21 protein-coding genes are annotated in these 22,214 nt (G+C 32.1%); 11 read left to right on the top strand and 10 right to left on the bottom strand.

The genetic code is table 11. The annotated features are described in order from the left end of the window. Nucleotides 1–82: 82 nt before the first annotated feature. The 3 genes from RT99_RS15595 to RT99_RS15585 all read right to left on the bottom strand — a co-directional run bounded on the left by RT99_RS15595 (nucleotide 83) and on the right by RT99_RS15585 (nucleotide 2,684). The gene (locus tag RT99_RS15595; protein WP_042565689.1) at nucleotides 83–1,405 is read right to left on the bottom strand and encodes a trigger factor; all 1,323 of its coding nucleotides are present in this window, start codon (nucleotides 1,403–1,405) and stop codon (nucleotides 83–85) included. Between the two features lie 113 nt (nucleotides 1,406–1,518). After that, nucleotides 1,519–1,866, bottom strand: coding sequence for a phage holin family protein (locus RT99_RS15590; RefSeq protein ID WP_042565688.1), 348 nt, complete (start codon nucleotides 1,864–1,866; stop codon nucleotides 1,519–1,521). Nucleotides 1,867–1,919: 53 nt separating this feature from the next. Then, nucleotides 1,920–2,684, bottom strand: coding sequence for an alpha/beta fold hydrolase (locus RT99_RS15585; RefSeq protein ID WP_042565687.1), 765 nt, complete (start codon nucleotides 2,682–2,684; stop codon nucleotides 1,920–1,922). 201 nt (nucleotides 2,685–2,885) lie between these two features. On the opposite strand from RT99_RS15585, the gene RT99_RS15580 reads away from it, so the two are divergent. Continuing rightward, the gene (locus tag RT99_RS15580; RefSeq protein WP_042565686.1) at nucleotides 2,886–4,289 is read left to right on the top strand and encodes a hypothetical protein; all 1,404 of its coding nucleotides are present in this window, start codon (nucleotides 2,886–2,888) and stop codon (nucleotides 4,287–4,289) included. A 53-nt stretch (nucleotides 4,290–4,342) separates the two neighbouring features. Here the strand turns inward: RT99_RS15580 and RT99_RS15575 are convergent, their stop codons facing one another. The 3 genes from RT99_RS15575 to RT99_RS15565 form a co-directional block, all read right to left on the bottom strand. Continuing rightward, complete coding sequence (locus RT99_RS15575; RefSeq protein ID WP_042565685.1) at nucleotides 4,343–5,194, bottom strand: DUF4249 domain-containing protein; 852 nt, start codon at nucleotides 5,192–5,194, stop codon at nucleotides 4,343–4,345. Nucleotides 5,195–5,197: 3 nt separating this feature from the next. Then, entirely contained in the window at nucleotides 5,198–7,477 is a 2,280-nt protein-coding gene (locus RT99_RS15570; RefSeq protein ID WP_042565684.1) for a TonB-dependent siderophore receptor, read from the bottom strand. 78 nt (nucleotides 7,478–7,555) lie between these two features. Further along, the gene (locus RT99_RS15565) at nucleotides 7,556–8,269 is read right to left on the bottom strand and encodes a pyridoxine 5'-phosphate synthase (RefSeq protein ID WP_042565683.1); all 714 of its coding nucleotides are present in this window, start codon (nucleotides 8,267–8,269) and stop codon (nucleotides 7,556–7,558) included. Nucleotides 8,270–8,386: 117 nt separating this feature from the next. Here RT99_RS15565 and RT99_RS15560 point away from each other — a divergent pair, with 117 nt between their 5' ends. The 7 genes from RT99_RS15560 to RT99_RS15530 all read left to right on the top strand — a co-directional run bounded on the left by RT99_RS15560 (nucleotide 8,387) and on the right by RT99_RS15530 (nucleotide 15,932). Further along, nucleotides 8,387–9,046, top strand: a complete 660-nt coding sequence (locus RT99_RS15560; RefSeq protein WP_042565682.1) for a CBS domain-containing protein — start codon at nucleotides 8,387–8,389, stop codon at nucleotides 9,044–9,046. A 94-nt stretch (nucleotides 9,047–9,140) separates the two neighbouring features. Continuing rightward, a complete protein-coding gene (locus RT99_RS15555; protein WP_042565681.1) occupies nucleotides 9,141–10,028 on the top strand; it encodes an NAD kinase in 888 nt (295 codons plus the stop codon). Between the two features lie 173 nt (nucleotides 10,029–10,201). Further along, nucleotides 10,202–10,885, top strand: a complete 684-nt coding sequence (locus RT99_RS15550) for a DUF6089 family protein (protein WP_042565680.1) — start codon at nucleotides 10,202–10,204, stop codon at nucleotides 10,883–10,885. Between the two features lie 4 nt (nucleotides 10,886–10,889). Beyond that, nucleotides 10,890–11,630, top strand: a complete 741-nt coding sequence (locus RT99_RS15545; protein ID WP_042565727.1) for an isoprenyl transferase — start codon at nucleotides 10,890–10,892, stop codon at nucleotides 11,628–11,630. Then, complete coding sequence (locus RT99_RS15540; RefSeq protein WP_042565679.1) at nucleotides 11,563–14,322, top strand: outer membrane protein assembly factor; 2,760 nt, start codon at nucleotides 11,563–11,565, stop codon at nucleotides 14,320–14,322. The genes RT99_RS15545 and RT99_RS15540 overlap by 68 nt, the downstream gene beginning before the upstream one ends. Nucleotides 14,323–14,382: 60 nt before the next feature. Further along, the gene (locus tag RT99_RS15535; RefSeq protein ID WP_042565678.1) at nucleotides 14,383–15,411 is read left to right on the top strand and encodes an OmpH family outer membrane protein; all 1,029 of its coding nucleotides are present in this window, start codon (nucleotides 14,383–14,385) and stop codon (nucleotides 15,409–15,411) included. A gap of 17 nt (nucleotides 15,412–15,428) precedes the next feature. Continuing rightward, entirely contained in the window at nucleotides 15,429–15,932 is a 504-nt protein-coding gene (locus tag RT99_RS15530) for an OmpH family outer membrane protein (RefSeq protein ID WP_207384896.1), read from the top strand. Between the two features lie 236 nt (nucleotides 15,933–16,168). On the opposite strand, the gene RT99_RS25580 is transcribed toward RT99_RS15530, so the two are convergent. Both RT99_RS25580 and RT99_RS25155 read right to left on the bottom strand, forming a co-directional pair. After that, nucleotides 16,169–16,408 (bottom strand): hypothetical protein, encoded by a 240-nt coding sequence (locus RT99_RS25580; RefSeq protein WP_042565677.1) that lies wholly within the window; start codon nucleotides 16,406–16,408, stop codon nucleotides 16,169–16,171. Nucleotides 16,409–16,492: 84 nt separating this feature from the next. Further along, nucleotides 16,493–16,663: a bacteriocin gene (locus RT99_RS25155; protein ID WP_117614823.1), complete on the bottom strand. Its 171-nt coding sequence runs from the start codon at nucleotides 16,661–16,663 to the stop codon at nucleotides 16,493–16,495. A gap of 112 nt (nucleotides 16,664–16,775) precedes the next feature. On the opposite strand from RT99_RS25155, the gene murI reads away from it, so the two are divergent. Further along, complete coding sequence (gene murI / locus RT99_RS15520; protein ID WP_042565676.1) at nucleotides 16,776–17,552, top strand: glutamate racemase; 777 nt, start codon at nucleotides 16,776–16,778, stop codon at nucleotides 17,550–17,552. 4 nt (nucleotides 17,553–17,556) lie between these two features. On the opposite strand, the gene RT99_RS15515 is transcribed toward murI, so the two are convergent. Beyond that, complete coding sequence (locus tag RT99_RS15515; RefSeq protein WP_042565675.1) at nucleotides 17,557–18,792, bottom strand: aromatic hydrocarbon degradation protein; 1,236 nt, start codon at nucleotides 18,790–18,792, stop codon at nucleotides 17,557–17,559. Continuing rightward, nucleotides 18,793–20,118: a DUF4270 family protein gene (locus tag RT99_RS15510; protein WP_042565674.1), complete on the bottom strand. Its 1,326-nt coding sequence runs from the start codon at nucleotides 20,116–20,118 to the stop codon at nucleotides 18,793–18,795. It lies immediately after the preceding gene. Nucleotides 20,119–20,349: 231 nt separating this feature from the next. On the opposite strand from RT99_RS15510, the gene RT99_RS15505 reads away from it, so the two are divergent. Continuing rightward, complete coding sequence (locus RT99_RS15505) at nucleotides 20,350–21,186, top strand: DUF6268 family outer membrane beta-barrel protein (protein WP_042565673.1); 837 nt, start codon at nucleotides 20,350–20,352, stop codon at nucleotides 21,184–21,186. A gap of 19 nt (nucleotides 21,187–21,205) precedes the next feature. Next, nucleotides 21,206–22,213, top strand: coding sequence for a kelch repeat-containing protein (locus RT99_RS15500; RefSeq protein WP_042565672.1), 1,008 nt, complete (start codon nucleotides 21,206–21,208; stop codon nucleotides 22,211–22,213). The last annotated feature ends 1 nt before the right edge of the window (nucleotide 22,214 follow it).

Here is a 22,214-nt window from a genome sequence, read left to right as displayed (position 1 = left end):
AAACAAAATTAAACTTGAAACAAAAAAATAAGCGTCAGGAAAAAAATCTCCTGACGCTCAAATATACTTATTTTTTTAGAAATTATTCTCCGTAAGACGCAGCAATAAATTCTTCGTAAGTTACTTCTTTAGTTGTTGGATTTGCTTTTTCTTTAAACACTTCTAACAATTTTTCAGCTACAACCTGCTCAGAAAGTCTTTTCACTTCTTCCTGGTTAGATAAAACTCTAGCCACGATTCCTTGTACTTCTTCGTCAGTTGGATTTGTTTGTCCAAATTGAGCCATTTGTTGTCTGATAGCGTTTGTTGTAAAAGCTTTCAAATCTTCAAATGTAATTTGGATATTGCTTTGTGCCATTGCTTTTCCTTCAATTAATTGAAAACGTAATCCTTTTTCAGATCTTGCGTATTCAACTTCAGCTTCTTCTGCAGAAAGTTTTTTCTCTCCAACAGTTTGTAACCATTTTTTAAGGAATTCTGCCGGTAAATCAAATTTTGTGTTTTCGATCAGGAAATCCTGAACGTCTAACAATAATTTTTGATCTGCCTGCTGTGCAAATTGAGCTTCAGCATCTTCTTTAATTTTAGCTTTTAAATCTTCAAGAGAAGCTACTTTTCCTTCACCAAAAAGTTTATCAAATAACTCTTGGTTTAATTCTGCCAATTCTGCTCCGTTGATAGCTTCGATAGTAAAGTTTACTTCAACATCTAAACCGTGAACATCATCATGAGATACTTTTAAGTAATCCATTAATTGGTGGTCATCTGCAAATAAACCTTTTGTGCTTACAGTAACAACATCTCCAACTTTTTTACCGATGAATTTGTCACCTGCTTTTTTGTTGAATGTAGAAACTGAAATTGTAGTTGTATTGTCGATACCTTTTTCTTCATTAGAGAAAGTTCCTGTCAAATCAGAATCAGCATCTACTTTATCTTGTGGAATTGCTTTTCCGAATTGTTTTTGGATACGCTCAACTTGTCCGTCGATTAATTTATCATCAGCTGTAACGATATATTTTACGATATTGTTTTTAGCTTCTAAGTCAATTTCGAAGTTTGGTACTAAACCAATTTCGTATTCGAAAGTTAGTTCTTCAGCATCCCAATCAAAGTTTTCGTTTTCTTTAGCAAGAGGAGTTCCTAAAAGATTTAATCTTTCAGATTGAACAAAACGCTCTAAAGCCAAATCAACTACTTTTTTAACTTCTTCCTGCTTAATTGCTTTTCCGTATTGTTTTTCAACAAGGTCTTTAGGAACTTGTCCTTTTCTAAAACCTTTAACGGTAGCCAAAGGCATTTTTTCGTTTATTCTTTTTGCTACTTGACCTTTGTAATCCATGTGAACAACTGTCATTACAATTGTTTCATTCACAGCGTCTGTTGCTACTCTTTTAATATCCATCTTCTTCTTTAATTTACGTAATAAAATTGGGTTGCAAAATTATAAAATTTTTGCAACCCAGCCAAGTTTTTAATCTATTGTATTTGAAGACGTTTTAAACGTCATTTCTATTTTTATTTTTTATCGTCTCCCAGAATTTTGTAAGTAATAGACTGAAGAATAGACAATATGACACTAAAGATTAATGCTGTCCAAAAAGAATCTACCGCAAAACCTCCAACTATATTGGTACACAATAAAATAATGATCGCATTTATAACCAGTAAAAACAAACCTAAAGTAATCACCGTTACCGGTAAAGTCAGGATAACTAAAATTGGTTTTATAAAAAGATTAAGCAATCCTAAAACCACTGCAACAATTACAGCTGTACCAAAACTTGCCACATGTACGCCTGTCAAAAGATTAGCAAGTAATAGAACCAAGGCTGCAGTAACTAGAAGTCTAAGTAATAATTTCATATTTATTTTAATTTAAAATTTTAATAAAAGTAATAAAATATTTGCCAAAATGACTATTCCTTTAAAAAGGCAGTTGTTAATTCAAAAAACATTTTAGGGTTTTCGGCATGAAGCCAATGACCGGCATTTGGAATTGTTTCTACTTTTAAATCGGGGAAGTGTGTACGAATCTGATCAAGATCGGCATCCTGAACATAACCGGAATTTCCTCCACGTATAAATAATGTCGGCTTTTCGAAAACCAAATCATCTGCCAGAGCTTTTCCGATTGCATCCAGATTATTATTGAAAACTTCGAGATTGAATCTAAACGCCAATTGTCCAGGTTCTTTCCAGTATAAATTTTTCAACAAAAACTGACGTGTTCCAAAATCAGAAACATATTGTGCTACAATTTCCTCAACATCGTTTCGACTTGGTTTTACGGAAAAATCAACTGCATTTAATCCTGCTAAAATATCCTGATGATGTTGTTTATAAAACTTCGGACCAATATCTGCCACAATCAGCTTATCTACAATTTCAGGGTGTGTTGTTGCAAAAAGCATAGCAACTTTCCCTCCCATCGAATGTCCTAAAATATCTATTTTACTTAATTGATTGGCCTGGCAATATTCGAAAACATCCTGAACCATAGCTTCGTAACTCCATTCATCTGAATGAAAACTGCGTCCGTGGTTTCTTAAATCTAAAATATGAACCTGAAATCCAGCTTCTACATATTGCCCGGCAAGTGTTTTCCAGTTATCAGACATTCCGAGAAATCCGTGCATGATGATGAAAGGTTTTCCTTCACCTTCTATTTTTGAGTATAACATTTATATTAATTTTTTACTTATTACAAAGTTAAAAAACTTATCTAGCAATATAAGCACAATAATTTTGAAGAAATCATTTTATTTTAAAAAATCTCGAGCTTTACGGTTTCCCGTAAACAAAAAACAATTTGAAAGTGTATATTCGCGCTCAGAAATCAAACCCAAAATTTGATCCAAATCATTTAATTAAATACCACTCCTATGATTAAAAAATTCCTTTTATTATCATTAGTTGCTTCTCAACTTATGATTTCATGTTCTAGTGATGACAGTTCGGAAACAACTGATCCTGTTGTAACTGACCCAACTAAAGAATTAACTTTAGAAGAAGAGATCGCTCTTATAGTTAAACAACCTTATTCAAGCTTAACTCCGGCACAGCAAAAAGTAAAATTAGAAGCTGAAGCTAATGAAATGTTAGTTCAATTAGACAAAACAAAAAATTTAAGTGCAATTGAAACAATTGAAAACTTAAACAGATTATTAGACATTAGTCCCGTTGATATCTTCAACGAAAAAAATGGTAATGGAGTAGAAGACATTTTACAAGTGTCAGGTGTTTATGGTATTTATACTTGGAATAACACTGAAAAAATCTGGGTAAAGACTACTTCATCAACTGAATTAAAATTTGTTTTCCCTGCAAAAGAATCGCAAACTACAAACAATGCAGCACTTTCTGCTAAAAGTATTTCTTCAGACATTAAAGTAGATTTTACAGATACTTCTGGACATTGGTACTACGATAATGATATTAATGAATATGTAAATGTTCCTGGTGTATACGATAAAATCTTTTTACCAACATCTGCAGATGCAACTTTAACAATTGACAATACAGCTGTAGCTACATTTACGCAAACTGCAAAATATTCTAATGGAAAAGAAACTCCTAATGAATTTGCATACAAAATGACATTAAGCGATGGTTATACATGGGAAATGAGTGGTGTAAAAGCTGTGAAAAATACTTCGAAAGCTACCCTTACTTACAATGGAAAAAATTTACTTTCATTTAATTCCGGAAGCACCGCTGACATTGATGCTTTAATAACAAATGATGAATTAGTACAATATAGAGGAAAAGCAAACGGATTAGTACAAATCCTTGACAATTTTGTAATTCTTGCTGATACTGATTTAGCTACTTCTGCTACTGATGATGCTACATTAGACAAAACTGTAGTTTATCCTAAAGACCCAGAATATAATGATCCAAATGCCAATTTTAAAGCATATTATACAGCTGTAAATACATACCGCCAAAAATATTCTGCCGGAACTGCTGCAAATTTTAACAAGAACTCCAAATTAATTTTAGTTTCTAAAAAAGATGGTACTAAAATAGCTGATATTGTTGTGCATTCAGAAAAATCAACTGATTCTTACACTTTTTACTTACCTGAATGGTATGCTTATGGAGATGGTACTGGTTTCTGGCAATCGACTGATGAAGGAGAGCAATTTACTGAAGCATATTACGACGAAGTATATTACTTAAAATTCAACGATAATACAGAAGTAGAAATGAGCGTTTATTTCTCTGAAGGCTTCAGCTCTTTCGAAGCTAAATTTGAAGAATTTATCAAAGCTTTTGAGAACTAATTATTTCTTTAAAGTCTAACATAAATCCGGTTTGAAATAATTTCAAACCGGATTTATTTTTTTGGAGGTGTTTTAACAATTATAGTACTTTGCCCATATCCTGCCCAAATACCAATTCCGCCTTTTATATTGGATTTTAAACTTGTATTGGATGGATAAATTGGGTTTTTACTGTTTACAATTTCATTTTGCCAACTGTTCCAAAAATCCAAAGCCTCTTTGTTTTGCGTTCTTAGTTTCACATAAATTAAATCTCCATCAGCAAAATAAGGCGTGAATTTTGTTTTAGGAAAAAGCAAAATCCCTCTGTTTATTTGTATTGAAACTGATGGTTCTGTAAAATTTTTATCATCCAGATTTCCGTAAAATGCAGGAACAAAAACAGGTTCTTCGGTATCGATTTTTGTAGCAACCTGATAATAGTTTTTATCTTCTAAAGGATCATCAAATTTCACAAAAACATAACCTGTTGTATCTGTAACATTCTTTTTTACATACTCTGCACTTTTAAGCTCCACAGTTTTAGGTATAGTGGTTATAGCTTCAACAACACGATTTAAATATTCTATTTTTAACGAGTACTCTTTTCCAGCTTCACCTTTTAAAGTTGTTCCGTAGTATACAAAAGGTGGCACTCTATTTTTATCATTTTTTACTCTTAAAACTTCTGAAGTCTGACCATCAGAAATTGTGATTTTTGCCGATCGAATAACATGATTCAAAACATTTGTAGAATCAATTACATCTGTAACCGGAATACTGCTTGAAAGCAAAACCTGAGCATAATCTCCTTCTTCTATCCAACCTTCTACAACAATTTTAGATTCGATACTTTGTTCGCTAAAATCATCTTTAGAGCAACTCATTATTATTAAAGCAAAAAGAAATAATAAATATTTTTTCATCTTTTAAAATTTAAATCTCCAGCTTATTGAAGGTAATATTCGATACAACACTTTTTTATCCTGTTTTACAACAACACTACTTTTATCATCAGCAACTTTAACATCTAAAACAACATAAATTGGATTATCAATATTAAAAGTATTATAGATTGAAAAGTTCAGGGCACTTTCTTTTTTATTTGTTTTAAAGAAGAAATAATTTGCAGAAAGATCCGTACGAATATAATTGGGCATTTGCGCATTATTATATTCTGAATATTCTTTGACCGGATTATTATTGATAAAATACCAGGAAGTTGGCATTGTAAATCGATTGCCGGAACTAAATATTTGGGTAACACCAAAACTCCACTTTGAATTTAAATCGTACATTCCAACTAACGACAGATTATGACGTCTGTCATATTTGGCAAAATACGTTTTTCCATTATTAAGTTCATCAAAATTTCTATCAGACCAGCTTAATGTGTAACTTAACCAGCCGGTAAATTTTCCGTTATTTTTTCGCAGCATAAATTCAAGACCATAGGCTTTTCCCTTACCCTCCAATAAATCATTTTTTAGAGTTGTGGTTTCATTAAACTGAGTTATACCATAAGGATATTCCAGTAAATCTTTCATAGAGCGATAAAATCCACCAAAAGAAGAAACCAAATTCTTTGAAATATTTTGATTTGAACCAATTGCAAACTCATCTGAAGATTGCGGTTTAATTCCGTCTGAACTGGCAATCCAGAAATCTGTCGGAATTCCAACACTTGAAGTGGTAATCAAACTCAAATATTGGTATTGTTTGTTATAAGATCCGTAAAAAGAAAGTTTTTCATTTGCAATATAACTCAACAATACACGAGGCTGAAAATGCAAATAAGAACTTTGTGATCCTGATGTATAATAATTTATCCTCAAACCCAGTTCTGCGTTTAATTTATCTGTCAGTTTTGGTTTGATGGTAGTAAAAACAGCCGCTTCATTGGCAGTAATCATACTATTTTGGGATGTATTGTTTGAACTGCTAAAGTTTTCAACATTCACTTTTTGAGGCTGTAAATCATGATAAACATATTGCAATCCAGACTCGACAGGAATATTTTTTATCCAAAAACGAAATGAATTTGTTAAACCAAAATCTTTCACATACGAAGAAACACCAAACTGAATTGTCGCCTGTTCCATACTCAAATCATTAGAATATTGGCTAAAATAAACAGCATTTGACATGCTTGTTTTTTCGGAAAGTGCAGTAGTTATAGAAGGAGAAACCGTAAAATTACTCCATTTCAGACTGGTTTTTAAAGACAAATTATCATCATTAATTTTTAATTTATCACCACTAACAAAAGCATCAACTGCAAATAGATTATTTTTAGAAATCTGAGATACAAAAGTGAAATTTCCGTCTGAAAATCCATATTTCATATTCTGAACATCATTATTTTGGGATGAAGAATTTATCAATGGTGCAATAATTTCATCGATATACGTTTTTCTTCCTGAAATATAAACTCCTGTTTTTTCTGTTACAGGAATGGCAAAATTCAATTGTGAGGCCAAAATACCAACATTTCCCTGAATACTAAATTCAGCAGGTATTTTTTTGTTCGGAATTAAAAGCGTTGTCGAACTTAATCGTCCTCCGTACTTTGCATTCGAACTTGACTTATCAAATTCCACTTCCTTAATATGATCTGCATTGTAAAAAGGAAAAATACCTAATAAATGAGACATTCCATAAACAGGCGTTCCATTATATAATATTGCATTATGTCCCGGATCGCCACCTCTTACGTATAAATATCCATTAGCATCGCCAGAATTTTGAACTCCGGGTGTTAATTGCAAAATCTTTATAATATCGGTTGTTCCTAAAACGGTCGGTAACGAAGACAATTCTTTTAAATTGAAAGATAATTTTCCTCCTGATAAAGTTGAAATACCATTTTTTTTGTCATTCTCTATAATCACTTCTTTTAAAAGTGAAATATCTTTTTCTAAAACAATTGAGATTATGGTATCTTTTACAAGATCAATATTGAGGGTTTTATTGAGATAACCCAATTGATTAATGGTAATTGTGATTTTGCCTAAAGAAATATCTTTTGAAAAATTACCAAGTGTATCACTTAGTACAGAATATTTTTGATTATTTATATCGAAAGAAATACCCGCACCAATTAAATTTTCATTTTCAGAAGATTTTACATTTCCTGTTATATTGGCTTGAGATTGCGCAAATAAACCGGAAAAACAGAATAAACAAAAAATAATAATTGATTTCGACACTAGCTTTTAATATGAAAAGTGCGAAAGTAAACAATTATAACCCAATTATATCAGGTTATAATTGTTTTAATTTTAAACTTATTTCAATTTATTTAGATACATATTCACGACATTATCCAAACCAAGATAAAGTGCTTCAGAAATCAAGGCATGCCCAATAGAAACCTCTAATAAACCGGGAATATTTTGTTTAAAAAACTGAATATTATCTAAACTTAAATCATGTCCTGCATTGATTCCCAAACCTAATTCGTTTGCCAATTCTGCAGCTTTTACATAAGGATCAATTCCGTTTTTATTTCCTAAACTATATTGATGTGCAAATGCTTCGGTATATAATTCGATTCTGTCTGTTCCTGTTTTTTTTGCTCCTTCAATCATTTCATTAATAGGATCAACAAAAATCGAAGTTCTGATTCCGTTACGTTGAAATTCCTGAATAACTTCTGTTAAATAGTCTTGATTTTTTATCGTATCCCAACCTGCAGAAGATGTTATAGCTCCAATCGCATCGGGAACCAAGGTAACCTGAGTTGGTTTGCATTCTAAAACCAAATCAATAAAATTATGCTGCGGATTTCCTTCAATATTATATTCGGTATAAACAATTGGTTTTAAATCCCTCGCATCCTGATAACGAATATGACGCTCATCCGGACGTGGATGAATGGTAATTCCCTGACCTCCAAAATTCTGAATATCGGTAGCTACTTTTAGTAAATCAGGAACATTTCCGCCTCTTGCATTACGTAAGGTTGCAATTTTATTGATATTTACACTTAACTTTGTCATATAAAATAGATAATTAATTCTAGTAACACTATATTTGTTACGACAAAAATACAAAGTAAAACGTAGCAGTTTTTGCTATTTTTTGATTATTTTGCATCAAATATCTTCAATTGATTTATGACAGAAATTACAAACTATATCACAAACGATTTTCGAGCAATTGATAGCCAGGAAACGATAGCATCGGTTCAGGACTTTTTTGCTGATTTGAATTTTTCTCATTTTCCAATTTTGGAAAATGGTATTTTCATTGGAAGTATTGCTTCTGACGATGTTGAAACTTTTGACACTGACAAAAAAGCAATTGATTACAAATATACTTTAGAACGTTTTTTTGCCAGAAAATCAATGATGTGGCTCGATGTTTTAGAAGTATTTGCAAAAAATCACACTAATACTGTTCCCGTTATTGATGAAAATAATATCTATGTAGGTTATTATGAAATGGAAGACATCATGAAATTTTTTCAGGAAACTCCATTTTTAAAAGAACAAGGAGGTATTATTATTGTTCAAAAAGGGCTTTTGGATTATTCTATGGGCCAGGTAGCACAAATAGTGGAAAGCAATAATGGAAAAATTTTAGGTTGTTTTGTTTCTGAGGCTGATTTAGAAAATGTTCAGATTACAGTAAAAATTGGTGTGGGACCAATGAATGAAATCATTCAGACATTTAGACGATATAATTATGAAATCATTTCAGAACATCAGGAAGACGCTTATATAAACAGCTTAAAAGAACGTTCTGATTATTTAGACAAATACCTTAATATATAATTAGACAATGAAGTTAATATGTCAATTAGATAATTTCTTAACTAGCTGGCTCATTATCTAATTTTCTAATTGACAAATTATCTAATTAAAAAAAATGAAAGTAGCCATTTACGGACAGTATTACCAAAACAGTACCGAACCTATTATAAAAGATATTTTTTTGTTTTTCAATACCAATAATGTTGAAATGGTAATAGAGGAAAACTTTCTAAAAATGCTTCATGAAAAGGAACTCGTAAAAAAAGAATATAAAACTTTTTCATTAAGTACTTCATTAGATAATAGTTTTGAAATGTTAATAAGTATTGGTGGCGATGGAACTATATTAAGAGCTGCAACTTTAGTCCGTAATTCCGGTGTTCCTATTTTGGGAATCAATGCAGGAAGGCTTGGTTTTTTGGCTACCGTACAAAAAGAAAATATTGACAGTTTTTTGCAGTTTGTAATTGATAAAAACTACACTATTTCTGAGAGAACCTTATTAAGCATAACCTGCGATCCAAAAAATGATGCTATTGAAGAAGATTTAAATTTTGCCATGAATGAAGTTACAGTAAGTAGAAAAGACACAACTTCGATGATTACCGTTGAAACTTATTTGAACAATGAATATTTAAATTCATATTGGGCAGATGGTTTGATTATTTCGACGCCAACGGGTTCAACCGGATATTCTTTAAGTTGTGGCGGACCATTGCTTACGCCAGAGGTAAAAAGTTTAGTAATTACGCCTATCGCACCTCATAATTTAACCGCCAGACCACTTGTTATTCCTGATGATACCGAAATTAAGTTACGGGTATCGGGAAGAGAAGATCAATATTTAGTTTCATTAGATTCCAGAATTGCTTCTGTAAAAAATGAATCTGTTTTAACGATTAAAAAAACAGATTTTAAAATAAAAATGGTTGAAATTCCTGGAGAAACTTTCTTAAAAACCTTAAGAAATAAGCTGCTTTGGGGAGAAGACAAGAGGAATTAAGCCTTTTTCTCACACGCCACTATACGATAATACCACTTTTTCTCGTTCTGCATGTATCGAATCCTCATTAAATGTCTCAAAATCATATTGCAAATTGAAAAAAAAGCACATTTAACTAAAGCGACGTTGATTCGTATCGATAATTATTATATTTGCACGCAATTCCGAATTAAATGAAGAAAATTTTTAATTTATTGTTATGTTTATTCCCCCTAATTACACTAAACGCTCAAATTAATGAGATTGGTGTTTTTCTTGGTGGAAGCAACTTTGTAGGTGATGTTGGTAAAACAAACTATATCGCTCCTGAAAAGTTAGCTTTTGGTATTTTGTATAAATGGAACAAAAGTCCAAGACATTCTTACCGTTTTTCATATACACAATCTACTGTTACAGGAAACGATCGTGAATCTGAAGAAACAGGGCGAAGCAATCGAGGTTACAGATTTGAAAACAATGTTAAAGAACTTTCTGCCGGTTTAGAATTTAATTTTTTTGATTTTAATCTACATGATTATCATCCAAAAATTACTCCTTATATATATTCAGGATTAAGTTACTTCATGTATGATGAATTATATATTTCGGGAGGTCAAACAAGAAAAGATAAAAATTCAAGTTCAATTGCTATTCCTATAACGTTAGGAATCAAGTCAAATGTATCTCCTAATTTTGTTCTGGGCCTTGAAGTTGGAGCCCGTTATACCTTTACAGACGATATTGACGGAAGTAATCCTGGTAACGATGCCTTATCATCTTTACGATTTGGAAATTTAAATAATAACGATTGGTATGTCTTTACAGGTGTTACCTTAACTTATACCTTTGGACAAAAACCTTGCTATTGCGCAGAATAATAAAATGAACCTAATAGACTCTATAGACAAAACAAACTTACCTAAACATCTGGCCATAATCATGGACGGTAATGGTCGCTGGGCAAAACAACAAGGGTTCTTAAGAGCTTTTGGTCACGAAAATGGTACAAAATCAGTAAAAAAAACAATTACCACTTGTGCAAAACTTGGCATTGAGTATCTAACGCTCTATGCTTTTTCAACAGAAAACTGGAATCGCCCAAAATTAGAAGTTGAAGCTTTAATGAAAATATTAATCAATTCATTAAAAAAAGAACTTGGCACTTTACAAGAAAACAATATCAGGCTTAATGCTATTGGAAATCTTGATAAATTACCAAAAACCGCTCAAAAAGAACTTCAGGACGTTATTGATAAAACAAAAAATAATACGCGCCTAACGCTAACATTGGCTTTAAGTTACGGATCACGAGAAGAATTGGTAAATGCCGTTAGAATCATCAGTGATAAAGTTAAAAATAATATAATTTCAATAGACACTATTGACGATTCAATTATAAATGAGCATCTTTACACGCAAAATTTACCTGACGTAGATTTATTAATACGAACAAGTGGAGAACATAGAATAAGTAATTTTTTGCTGTGGCAGATTGCCTACGCAGAACTATATTTTACTAATGTCTTGTGGCCAGACTTTAAAGATCAAGATTTATATGAGGCTATTATTAGTTATCAAAAAAGAGAACGTAGATTTGGAAAAACCAGTGAACAAATTAAATAATTTTTTAGTGTTACAAAAAAGAATACAAATAGTCCTTACCCTACTTCTTTTGGGTAGTTTTTCACAAATAAAAGCACAAGAAAGAGTTCCTTTTGATCAGGGAAAAAAATACATTCTTGCTAAAGTTTCTGTTGTTGGTAAAATAAGCTTCAATGAACAAACCGTTGTTACCTTTTCAGGTCTTCAAAAAGGACAGGAAATAGCCGTTCCCGGTGAAGAAATCAGTGGTGCAATTAAAAAACTGGGCAAACTTGGACTTTTTGATGAAATTGCTTTCTACGTAAATAAAATTGATAATGATAGTATTTATCTTGACTTAAATATTGTTGAACTTCCTAAACTAAACGAGGTAAAATTTGTTGGTATCAAGAAAAGTAAAGTCGAAGGATTAATTAAGGATAACAATTTAACCAAAAATAAAATTGTAAACGAAAACTTAATTACAACGACCAAAAATTATATTGAAAATAAATATAAAAAAGAAGGTTATTATAATACAAAAGTTACTATTACAAATACACCTGCTGACACTACCGGTGGAAATCAGGTCAATATGCTTGTTCGCGTAGACAAAGGCGATAAAGTAAAAATTAGTAAAATTGACTTCATTGGCAATGAAAAGCTTACTGATAATCAGTTAAGAGCAGCAATGAAGGACACTAAACAAAAAAACTTTCTGCGCATTCTAAAAAAGTCAAAATTTATTCCTGAAAAATACAAAGCCGATTTAGAAAAGGTTGTTGCTACTTACAAGGAAAAAGGATATCGTGATGCCCGTATTATTTATGATTCTGTTACCTATAATAAGGAGAAGAATATGCTGGCTATAAAAATCAATATGGAAGAAGGAAATAAATACTACTTCGGAAATATTAAATTTTTAGGAAACACAGTATACTCAGATCAACTTTTGAACCGTTATTTAGGAATTAAAAAAGGTGAAACCTATAATGGCGTTTTACTTGAAAAAAGAATTGCTGATAAAACAAAACCAGATGCAGAAGATATTACAAACTTATACCAAAACAACGGTTATTTGTTTTCAAACATCAATGCTGTAGAGGTAAGAACAGTTAATGACACTATCGATTTTGAAATTAGAGTTACCGAAGGTCCTATCGCTTATTTTAATAAAATATCAGTTGTAGGAAATGACAAAACAAACGATCATGTTATTTACCGTGAATTAAGAACTAAACCGGGAGAAAAATATAGTAAAGAACAATTAGTTAGAACTATTCGTGAAATTGGACAATTAGGATTTTTCGATCCTGAAGCTATCGATCCAAAATTCAAAAATGTTGATGCAGCTGCAGGAACTGTTGATATTGAATATCACGTAGTAGAAAAAGGATCAAGCCAGGTTGAACTTCAGGGTGGTTACGGTGGAGGTGGTTTCATTGGTACTTTAGGGCTTTCGTTTAATAACTTCTCTGTAAGAAATATATTTAAGAAAGAAGCTTATAGGCCTTTACCAATGGGGGATGGTCAAAAAGTATCTCTTCGTTTACAAGGAAGTACATATTTCCAGACGTATAGTTTATCATTCTCTGAACCATGGTTTGGAGGTAAAAAACCAGTACAATTTAGTTCATCTATCTCTTATAGTACGCAATTTCTTAATAATTACATTACCAGAGACGTTGATAAGAGCAAAAGTTTTAATATTTTTACAGTCCAGGTTGGACTTGCTAAAAGGCTAACAGTGCCGGATGATTATTTTGTGTTATCACAATCTATCAGTTATCAGCATTATGATTTAAATAATTATAATACAGGTTTATTTACCTTTGGTAACGGAGCGTCAAGAAACTTAGCTTATACTATCGGAATTTCAAGAAGTAATAAAGGGGTTAACCCAATATTCCCAACTTATGGTTCTGAATTTAGTATCTCTGCAAAAGTGACACCTCCATATTCATTGTTTAATGGAATTAACTATTCAGATTTACAAAATCAAAAGGAGTATAAAACGAAATATACAGGAACAGAAGTAATTTCAGGTGCAGATGGACAGCCAATTAGCCCTGGAGATTACACAAAAACTGAAACAGTAAACGGAACATCCGGTACTGTAGGTGTAGGATCTGATTATGGAAGCGCTGACACTGATGTTGGAAAAGTTGACCAAAAGAAATACAACTGGTTAGAATACTATAAAGTTAAATTTAAAGCAGACTGGTATACTAAAGTATATGGTAAATTAGTTTTAAGAACATTAACTGAATTTGGTTTCTTAGGAGCGTATGATCAGTCAAGAGGTGTTGTACCTTTCGAACGTTTTTATTTAGGAGGAGATGGAATGGCCAACTATTCTATGGATGGTAGAGAAACTATTCAGTTAAGAGGTTACCCAAATAACTCATTAACGCCGGTGAATTCAGCCGGAGATCAAATTGGAGCAACTATTTATAATAAATTCTCAATGGAGTTACGTTATCCAATTACGTTAAAAGCATCAGCATCTATTTATGCTTTGACCTTTTTGGAAGCAGGATCATCATATCCAACTTTTAAAGATTATAACCCATTTGATTTAAATCGTTCTGCCGGTGTTGGTTTACGTGTATTTATGCCTGCATTTGGATTATTAGGTATTGACTTTGGTTATGGATTTGACGCTCTGCCAGGATCTGTTACAAATAAAGCAAATGGATGGGAAACACACTTTATCATTGGACAACAATTTTAGTGTATTTTTTAGTACAAATTTTATTACATTTGGCTAAAAATTTCAAAATAAAGTAATGTTATGAGAAAACAATTTTTATTTATATTTTTAGCCTTGGTTGTAGCTTCTACAAGTCAAGCGCAGACAAGGACGACTAGGATTGGCTACATCGACATGGAATATATTTTAGAAAATGTTTCCGATTATAAGGAAGCAAAAGCCCAATTAGAGCTAAAAGCTCAAAAATGGAAACAAGAAATAGAAGCCAAAAAACTAGAAATCAATAAACTCAAAGAAAATCTTAAAGCCGAAAAAGCTTTACTTACTAAGGAGCTTATTGATGAAAGAGAAAGCGAAATTAAATTTCAGGAAGATGAAATGATGGACTATCAGCAAAAGCAATTTGGTGCTGATGGAAATTTAATTCGACATAAAGCAGCGTTAGCAAAACCTATACAAGATCAGGTTTTTACAGCTGTTCAGGATATTGCAGAAGCTAAAAACTATGATTTTGTTTTTGACAAGTCATCTGATTTAACAATGCTTTTTAGTAATAAAAGATTTGACATTAGTGATCAGGTTATACGTGTACTAAACAGAACTGATAAGCGAGAGCAATTGACTAAAAAACAATTGAAAGAGCAAGAAGTTAAAGAGAGCCGGGAAAATGCCATTGACGAAAATCCTGAAATGGCAGAAAGACAAAAGGTATTAGATGAAAGAAAGGCTGTAAGAGAAAAATTGATCGAAGACAGAAGGCTGGAACAAGAAGCTAAGAAAAAAGAATATGAAGACAGAAGAAAAGCGATCTTAGCAGAAAGAGAAGCCAAAAAAAATGGCACGGTTTCTGAACCAGCTAAAACAGAAGAAACAAAAACTGATGCTACAGCAAAACCTTCTTCAACAACAACCGAGCCCGCAGCTACAACAACGACACCAACAAATACTGCCGCTGACGCAGCAGCAGCCAAGGCCGAAGAAAGACAGAAGATTTATGAACAGCGAAAAAAAGAGTTAGAAGACAGAAAGAAGAAAATTTTAGAAGAACGAGAGGCTGCTAAAAAAGCAAAAGAAGCCGAAACACAGAAAACAAATACGACCAATAATTAATTAATATTTTTTTAAAAATGATGAAACAAATCAAAACTTTACTAATTGCTGCGATACTAGTTTTAGGAGCAAGTAACACAATGAATGCACAAGCTAAGGTAGCTCATGTTGATGTTAGCGAGATTATGTCGAAAATGCCTGCAATGCTTGATGCTCAAAATCAACTACAAAAATTAAGTGGTACATACGATACTGAATACAAAAAAATGGTTGATGAATATCAAGTAAAAATCAAAAAGTATGAGGCTGAAGCTGCTACTGTAACTGAAGCTGTAAACGGTGAGCGTTCTAAAGAAGTTCAAGACATGCAAAAAAGAATTGTTGACTATAGAGACAATGCACAAAAAGAACTACAACAAAAAGAAACTGACATCGTAAAACCATTAATGGAAAAAGTAAGAGCTTCTATCCAAAAAGTTGGAAAAGCTAAAGGTTTCCAATATGTATTAGATGGTTCTACTCTTTTATTAGCTGATGGTCCAAACATTACTGCTGATGTTAAAAAAGATTTAGGATTCTAAGAAATAATCTTATTATTAAAATGGCTCAACTTTTTAAGTTTGAGCCATTTTTTTTACTTCTATAATTTTATTTTTACTCCTCCGTTAATAGTAAAATCTTCTGTATATATGCATCTCCATATATCACCAAAAGTTGGTGCACTGTGCGGATCATTTACAACTCATTTATAGTTACTTTGTTTAGTATCTGTAAAATTCTTAAAGTTGAAAAAGAAAATTTTTACCATAATATTTTTTCAACCATAAATCCAAATTCCCAGTAAGCAGGAATTTTGTATACCATTGTATAAAAATTGCTCATCTGTAAAATATCCTTCCAATCCCATTTTAAAATTATTCTCTTTCTCGTAAATCAAGGCCAGATTAACTTTATTTATCGGCATTAAAGACAAAACCTGATTCGCTGTTAGATACTTCGCTTTTGCATCAGTAAAAGTATAAGATGCTTTTGAAATTGAAAACCAAATTAATTTCATGTCACAAAAACAACAAAATATCCAAGTATTTCTCAACAAATAAAAAAAGGAGTAATAAAACTCCTTTTGTACATTATGATTTTCTTAAATTCCCGGGCATAGAGTTGTTACTGGAACACAATCCCAAAGTAGATTCCCGTTACTATCTTCCCCACGATAGCAAACTTTACCAACCGGACAATAAGGAGCGCTTCCACCATTAATACTTTTAAGTTCTTCTTTTGATAATTTTTCGCAATTTTTAATAAATTTCATAGTTATAGCTATTTAAGGTTAATTGTAAATATAGTACTTTTTTTACATTTTCTTAACCGTTTTATTTAGCATCTAAATTGTAGAAAAACATAGAAATATGTAACTTTGTTCTATGACAAACAACAATCCTATAGGCGTTTTTGATTCCGGTATTGGAGGAACTTCCATTTGGAGCGCCATTCACGAACTACTTCCCAACGAAAAAACCATTTATTTAGCAGACAATAAAAATGCTCCTTATGGCCAGAGAACCAAAGAAGAGATTGTTGCTTTAAGTAAAAAAAATGTTGACTTTTTAATCGAAAATAACTGTAAACTAATTGTTGTTGCCTGCAATACTGCAACCACAAATGCTATTAGGGAACTTCGTGCTGATTATGATATTCCTTTTATTGGGATTGAACCGGCAATAAAACCGGCGGCCAATAATTCGAAAACCCAGGTTATTGGAATTTTAGCTACACAAGGAACTTTGAACAGCGAATTGTTTAATAAAACAGCCGAAATGTTTCAAAACACAACCATAATTGAACAAGTAGGTCATGGATTGGTGCAGCTTATTGAAGATGGAAATTTGAATTCTCCTGAAATGACTGATCTGTTAGAAACTTACTTGCGACCTATGATTGATGCAAATATTGATTACCTGGTTTTGGGCTGCAGTCATTATCCGTATTTGATTCCTCAGATTAAAAAAATTCTTCCGGAGCATATTCAGATTATTGATTCCGGAGAAGCGGTTGCTCGACAAACTCAAAATGTGCTGCGCGAAAAAGTTGGTTTTTCTGATGAAGGAGAAAGCGAACCTGTATTTTATGCAAATGCAAATCCTTCTGTTTTAAAATCAATTTTGAATGACAAATATGAAGTAATACAAAAGGATTTTTAAGTCACTATTCTATTTTTCGCTTGACGAACCAAATTCCGTCTAAAGACAAATTAAGGGATATTTTATGATAATTTTCTTTTATCAGATTTTCTGAAACTTTTCCTTTTTGTCCATAAGAATAGGAAATATTTAAGGCAGAAAAAGTATTTTCTATTGGTAATGTAAGCCCGATAGAAATTGATGCGTTATTAACTCTTTTTCCATCAACTTCAAGGTAACCGGTGTCAAAATTGGCTCCTGCAGCATATTGAACCCGATCCCAATATCTTCTGATATTCTTTTTGGCGCTATATGTAAATCCAAGTGCAAATCGGTCCTGATTAACAAAATCTCCGTATAACTCAGACTGATTGGTATTCTTCCAAAGGCTTTTTTCATAATCTGCAGTCATATTTAGATTATTCTTAAAACGTTTGCTAATTCCAACTCCTATTTCTAAAGGCATATAATAATCATCTGCATCTGAAGCAACATTCGATTCTACCGTAGAAACAACCTCATTGGTTAAAGTTTCGACACTTTGCACTTTTGAAGCTTTAACCTTTGTTGGCAATTTAAAAGTGGATGCAACCGTAAAAGTCGAATCAATTTGATATTGAGTGCCTAAAGTTGCGCGTAAACCACTATAATCTGTTTTTTTACTAATACTTGTAATAGAATTTGAGATTAGATAACTCCTGTCATCTGTTGTATTACCAAACAAAACAGTAGCTGAAGCTCCAACGGATATTTTTGTTCCAATTCTATAACCATAAGAAAAATCAAAATTATTTAATCCGCCAGAACCCGCCGCTGTTAAGTAATAATATTCCTGACTATCTGAGATAGGCAATTTTAAATTTGAGATTTTAAATGTCGCACTTGAATATGGTCGCAAAGCCACACTAAATCCTGATTTTTTTGTAACCGGAAAAGCAAAAGCAATATGAGAAAACTGAAAATTATTTCGTTTTTCAGATCTTGATCCGCTTTCATAAGTTGTTGCGATTGCTTTTCCTCCGATATCAAACATAAAATGATTTAGAGGCAAGTAAGCTAATGAAGCAGGATTTAAATTATTGATAAAGAGATCTGAAGGCAATGCTATTCCTGATGAACCAATAGATGGAATCGAACCAAAATCAGAGTCATACAAACTTCCTACACCATATAATGAATAAGGAGAACTTGAAATACTTTGAGAAAATGCAGTTAGCGACATTAGAATGAAGCAACTTAAAAAAATTATTTTATTTTTCATCTAATATGAGATATAATAAACTTTTAGTTGAATTTTATTGTTTGCGTGCTTTTGGTCTCCTAAAACAATTCTGTCTACAGATTTAGAAATTCCGGGCAATGTCAAAATAAGAGAAGATTTTGAATCGGATGTTTTCCACATTTCTTTTTGAAGAAACCCTCCTATCGGAATTGTATAACCAACATTTTCATTGAATTCGTCACTTTTTTGATTTAATGTTCCATACACAGTACTTCCTGCAGAATTTAATAGCGTGGCGCTAATTCTGTTCAAATTATCGGCTACATATACACGCAATGAATCTTCTAACGGATATTGTTCTGAATAAGAATTATTAACCGGTTTTAAAATCAATTGTGCATCGACAATTGCGCCTTTTTCTGAAATGTATTTGAGCTGCTTTATATTTGGAAAATCAATCCGGCAGGCCACTCCTGCTCCTGATTGAATATACCCTTGCCTGTCTGTTAATGAACTGGATAATTTACTGCTCGAAATGGGTAAATTTTGAATTACCGTTCCGGTTTTATCTGAGGAAATAGAGTTGAACTGCTTTGAAACATCTGCAATGGTAAAGTCTATATAATAAGAAGTTTCATCGTCGCTCTGATATTTGGAATAATACATCCTGACGACACTTGTAGTGGCATTAAAACCAATTACACTCGAAGAATTATCAATATTAGGAACCAAAACAAGTCCTTTTAAATATTCTGTTAAGTTTGTTAGCCCCGTAATCTCTCTTTTTTTAATTTTCTGGAAAAGCTCACTTCCAAAAGTAGCATCCATTTGAATATTAATCGAATCTTTTTCTGTTGGTCTGGGTTTATAGGCTATAGTTCCAAGACTTTCGGTTCCATAACTTAAAGTCGAGTTATTATAAAAACTATCATCGTCTGTATTTGGTTTTACTGTCTGAGTAATTCTATGAATATCAAACGTTTGAACTTTTGTTGTATCTCCATAATAGTAATTATCATATTTTAAGATCATCGAAATAGAATCGAAAACATAATTTACAGCTTCAGTATCAGAACCTGTACTTTCAAGAGTATAAGAACTTCCTGCTAATTGAAAATAGCTGTTTGATTTTATTTTCCCGAATAGAGGATCTTCATAATTACCAATTAAAATTCGGCTTTGACTTGAGGTTACAAGTGAATCAAAGTTTATGGTAGACATTTCGACCGTTACGGTATCAATTAAAATTACTTTATTGCTTACCGCCAAATAATCAGACCCAACAACAAACTCTCCGGCATCTGTATCAGTACCGCATGAAATCATTGTAAGAGCAAAAACCAACATCAATATATACTTATGCATAATCTTATTTTTTGAACAAATATAAAATGCACACTTCTGCACTACACTATAACATATACAGTCTTGCCTTTTTAGCCTATAAATAGCAAAAAATCATCTACGATAGGTTTCGCCAAACAAATAATTGGTTCAGCCATAAAAAAGGGTATTTAGTCTATCAAAAAGAGCCATACATATATCTTCTTTTTTTTAAAACCATTAGGCACCTACTTTTGAACCAATAATTAAGTAATGAAAATAAGGCTTTTAATAGGTTCTCTTTTTTTGATTTCGTTTTTGAATATGAAAGCTCAGGAAAAATTTTCAGTAAATGCAAATTTGAAAACAGAGCCAACAGATAAAATAGATTTTAACGAAACCGGTATCGGTATATCATTCAGTACAGCAATCAATTCGAAAAACAAAATAAAGAACACAGTAGAATATTCGAATTTGAGGGTGAATTATGATATTGGAAGTTTTGAGGCATTTGAAACTCTGGATAAATTTAGTCAGTTGAAGAATAAATTTGAAATTTCACACGAAATTTCAAATACTAAACTGAATCTTGCTTTGACACCAACGGCAAATTTTCAAAAGACTCTTGATTTTTCTGATGTAACGCTCTTAGGAAGTTTTGAAATAAGTCAGCAGTTAAATTTGAAGACCAATATAAATGTTGGAGTTGCAAGAACAGCAATATTTGGTTATCCGCAATTCCTGCCCACTTTATCCGTACAATATAAAGTAAACGATAAAAGTGCATTGATGATTGGATTTCCGGATTCGAAGATTTCGTATTCTAATAATATTCGAAATGCATTTAGCCTGACGAATAGTTTTAATGGTACTTTTTATAATCTGGATCATACGCTTATTGCTAATAATGGAACAAAAATTAGCACATCGCAAATGACATCTGCTTTTGAATATGAAAGAAACGTCGATAAAAATTGGTTTATAAATTTTAATGCAGGTTACGATTTTAATAAAAAATACAATATTCTCGATAACGACAATCATAAGGTTTATGATTTTAATACCGGAAACGGTTACATTTTAGGCATTGGCATCAAATACAAACAATAAATAAATTTAATACACTATGATGAATAATTTAAAAAATGGAATATTATTCGCGGCATTATTTTCGACCCTCTTTTTTATAGGGTGCAGTAATAGTGATGACGATGATGATTTAATAGGAAACTGGATTAAAAAATCAGCATTTGATGGACCAGCAAGATCTAGTGCCACTAGTTTTGTTATTGGTGATTATGCTTATATAGCAACAGGCTATACAGGAGATGAGTATTTAAAAGATTTATGGGCTTATAATTCAACTGGTGACTATTGGGAACAAAAGGCAGACTTTATTGGTATAGGAAGAAGTTCGGCTTCTAGTTTTACACTTAACGATAAAGGTTATGTTGGAATTGGTTATGACGGAACAAATAAACTGAAAGATTTTTACCAATACGATCCAACAAGTAATGCATGGACTCAAAAAACTGACTTTGCAGGTACAGCGCGTTACGCAGCGGTAGGTTTTCAGGTAGGCGGAAAAGCTTATATTGGAACTGGTTATGATGGAAATTACTTGAAAGATTTTTATCAATACGATGATCAGGCAAATACATGGACCCTTGTAAATGGTTTCAGCGGAAACAAAAGACGTAATGCAACTGTTTTTATAATTGATAATAAAGCTTATCTGGCAACCGGAATCAACAATGGTGTTTATCAGGAAGATTTTTGGCAATTTGATCCTGCTACAGATGTCTGGACTCGTAAAAGAGATATCGATCAGGATGATGACGATGATGATTCATTCAATGATGATTATGCAATTGTCCGTTCAAATGCTTCCGCTTTTTCAATGAACAATTTAGGTTATATTGTTGGTGGTGAAAGTGTAAAAACAGTTTGGGAATACAATCCTACAACAGATCTTTGGGTAGAAAGAACTCCAATGGAAGGTGCTACAAGAACCGATGCAGTTGGTTTTGCAATTAACAACAGAGGGTTCTACATGTTAGGTAGAATAGGTACTACTTATTTTGATGATGCATGGGAGTTCAAACCTTTAGAGGAACAAAATGACGATGATAATTAAT

The organism is Flavobacterium sp. MEB061, from assembly GCF_000834715.1.
Taxonomy (GTDB): Bacteria; Bacteroidota; Bacteroidia; order Flavobacteriales; family Flavobacteriaceae; genus Flavobacterium; species Flavobacterium pectinovorum.
The sequence above is the reverse complement of the archived record's forward strand: the minus strand, read 5'-3'. Positions and strand labels throughout refer to the sequence as shown.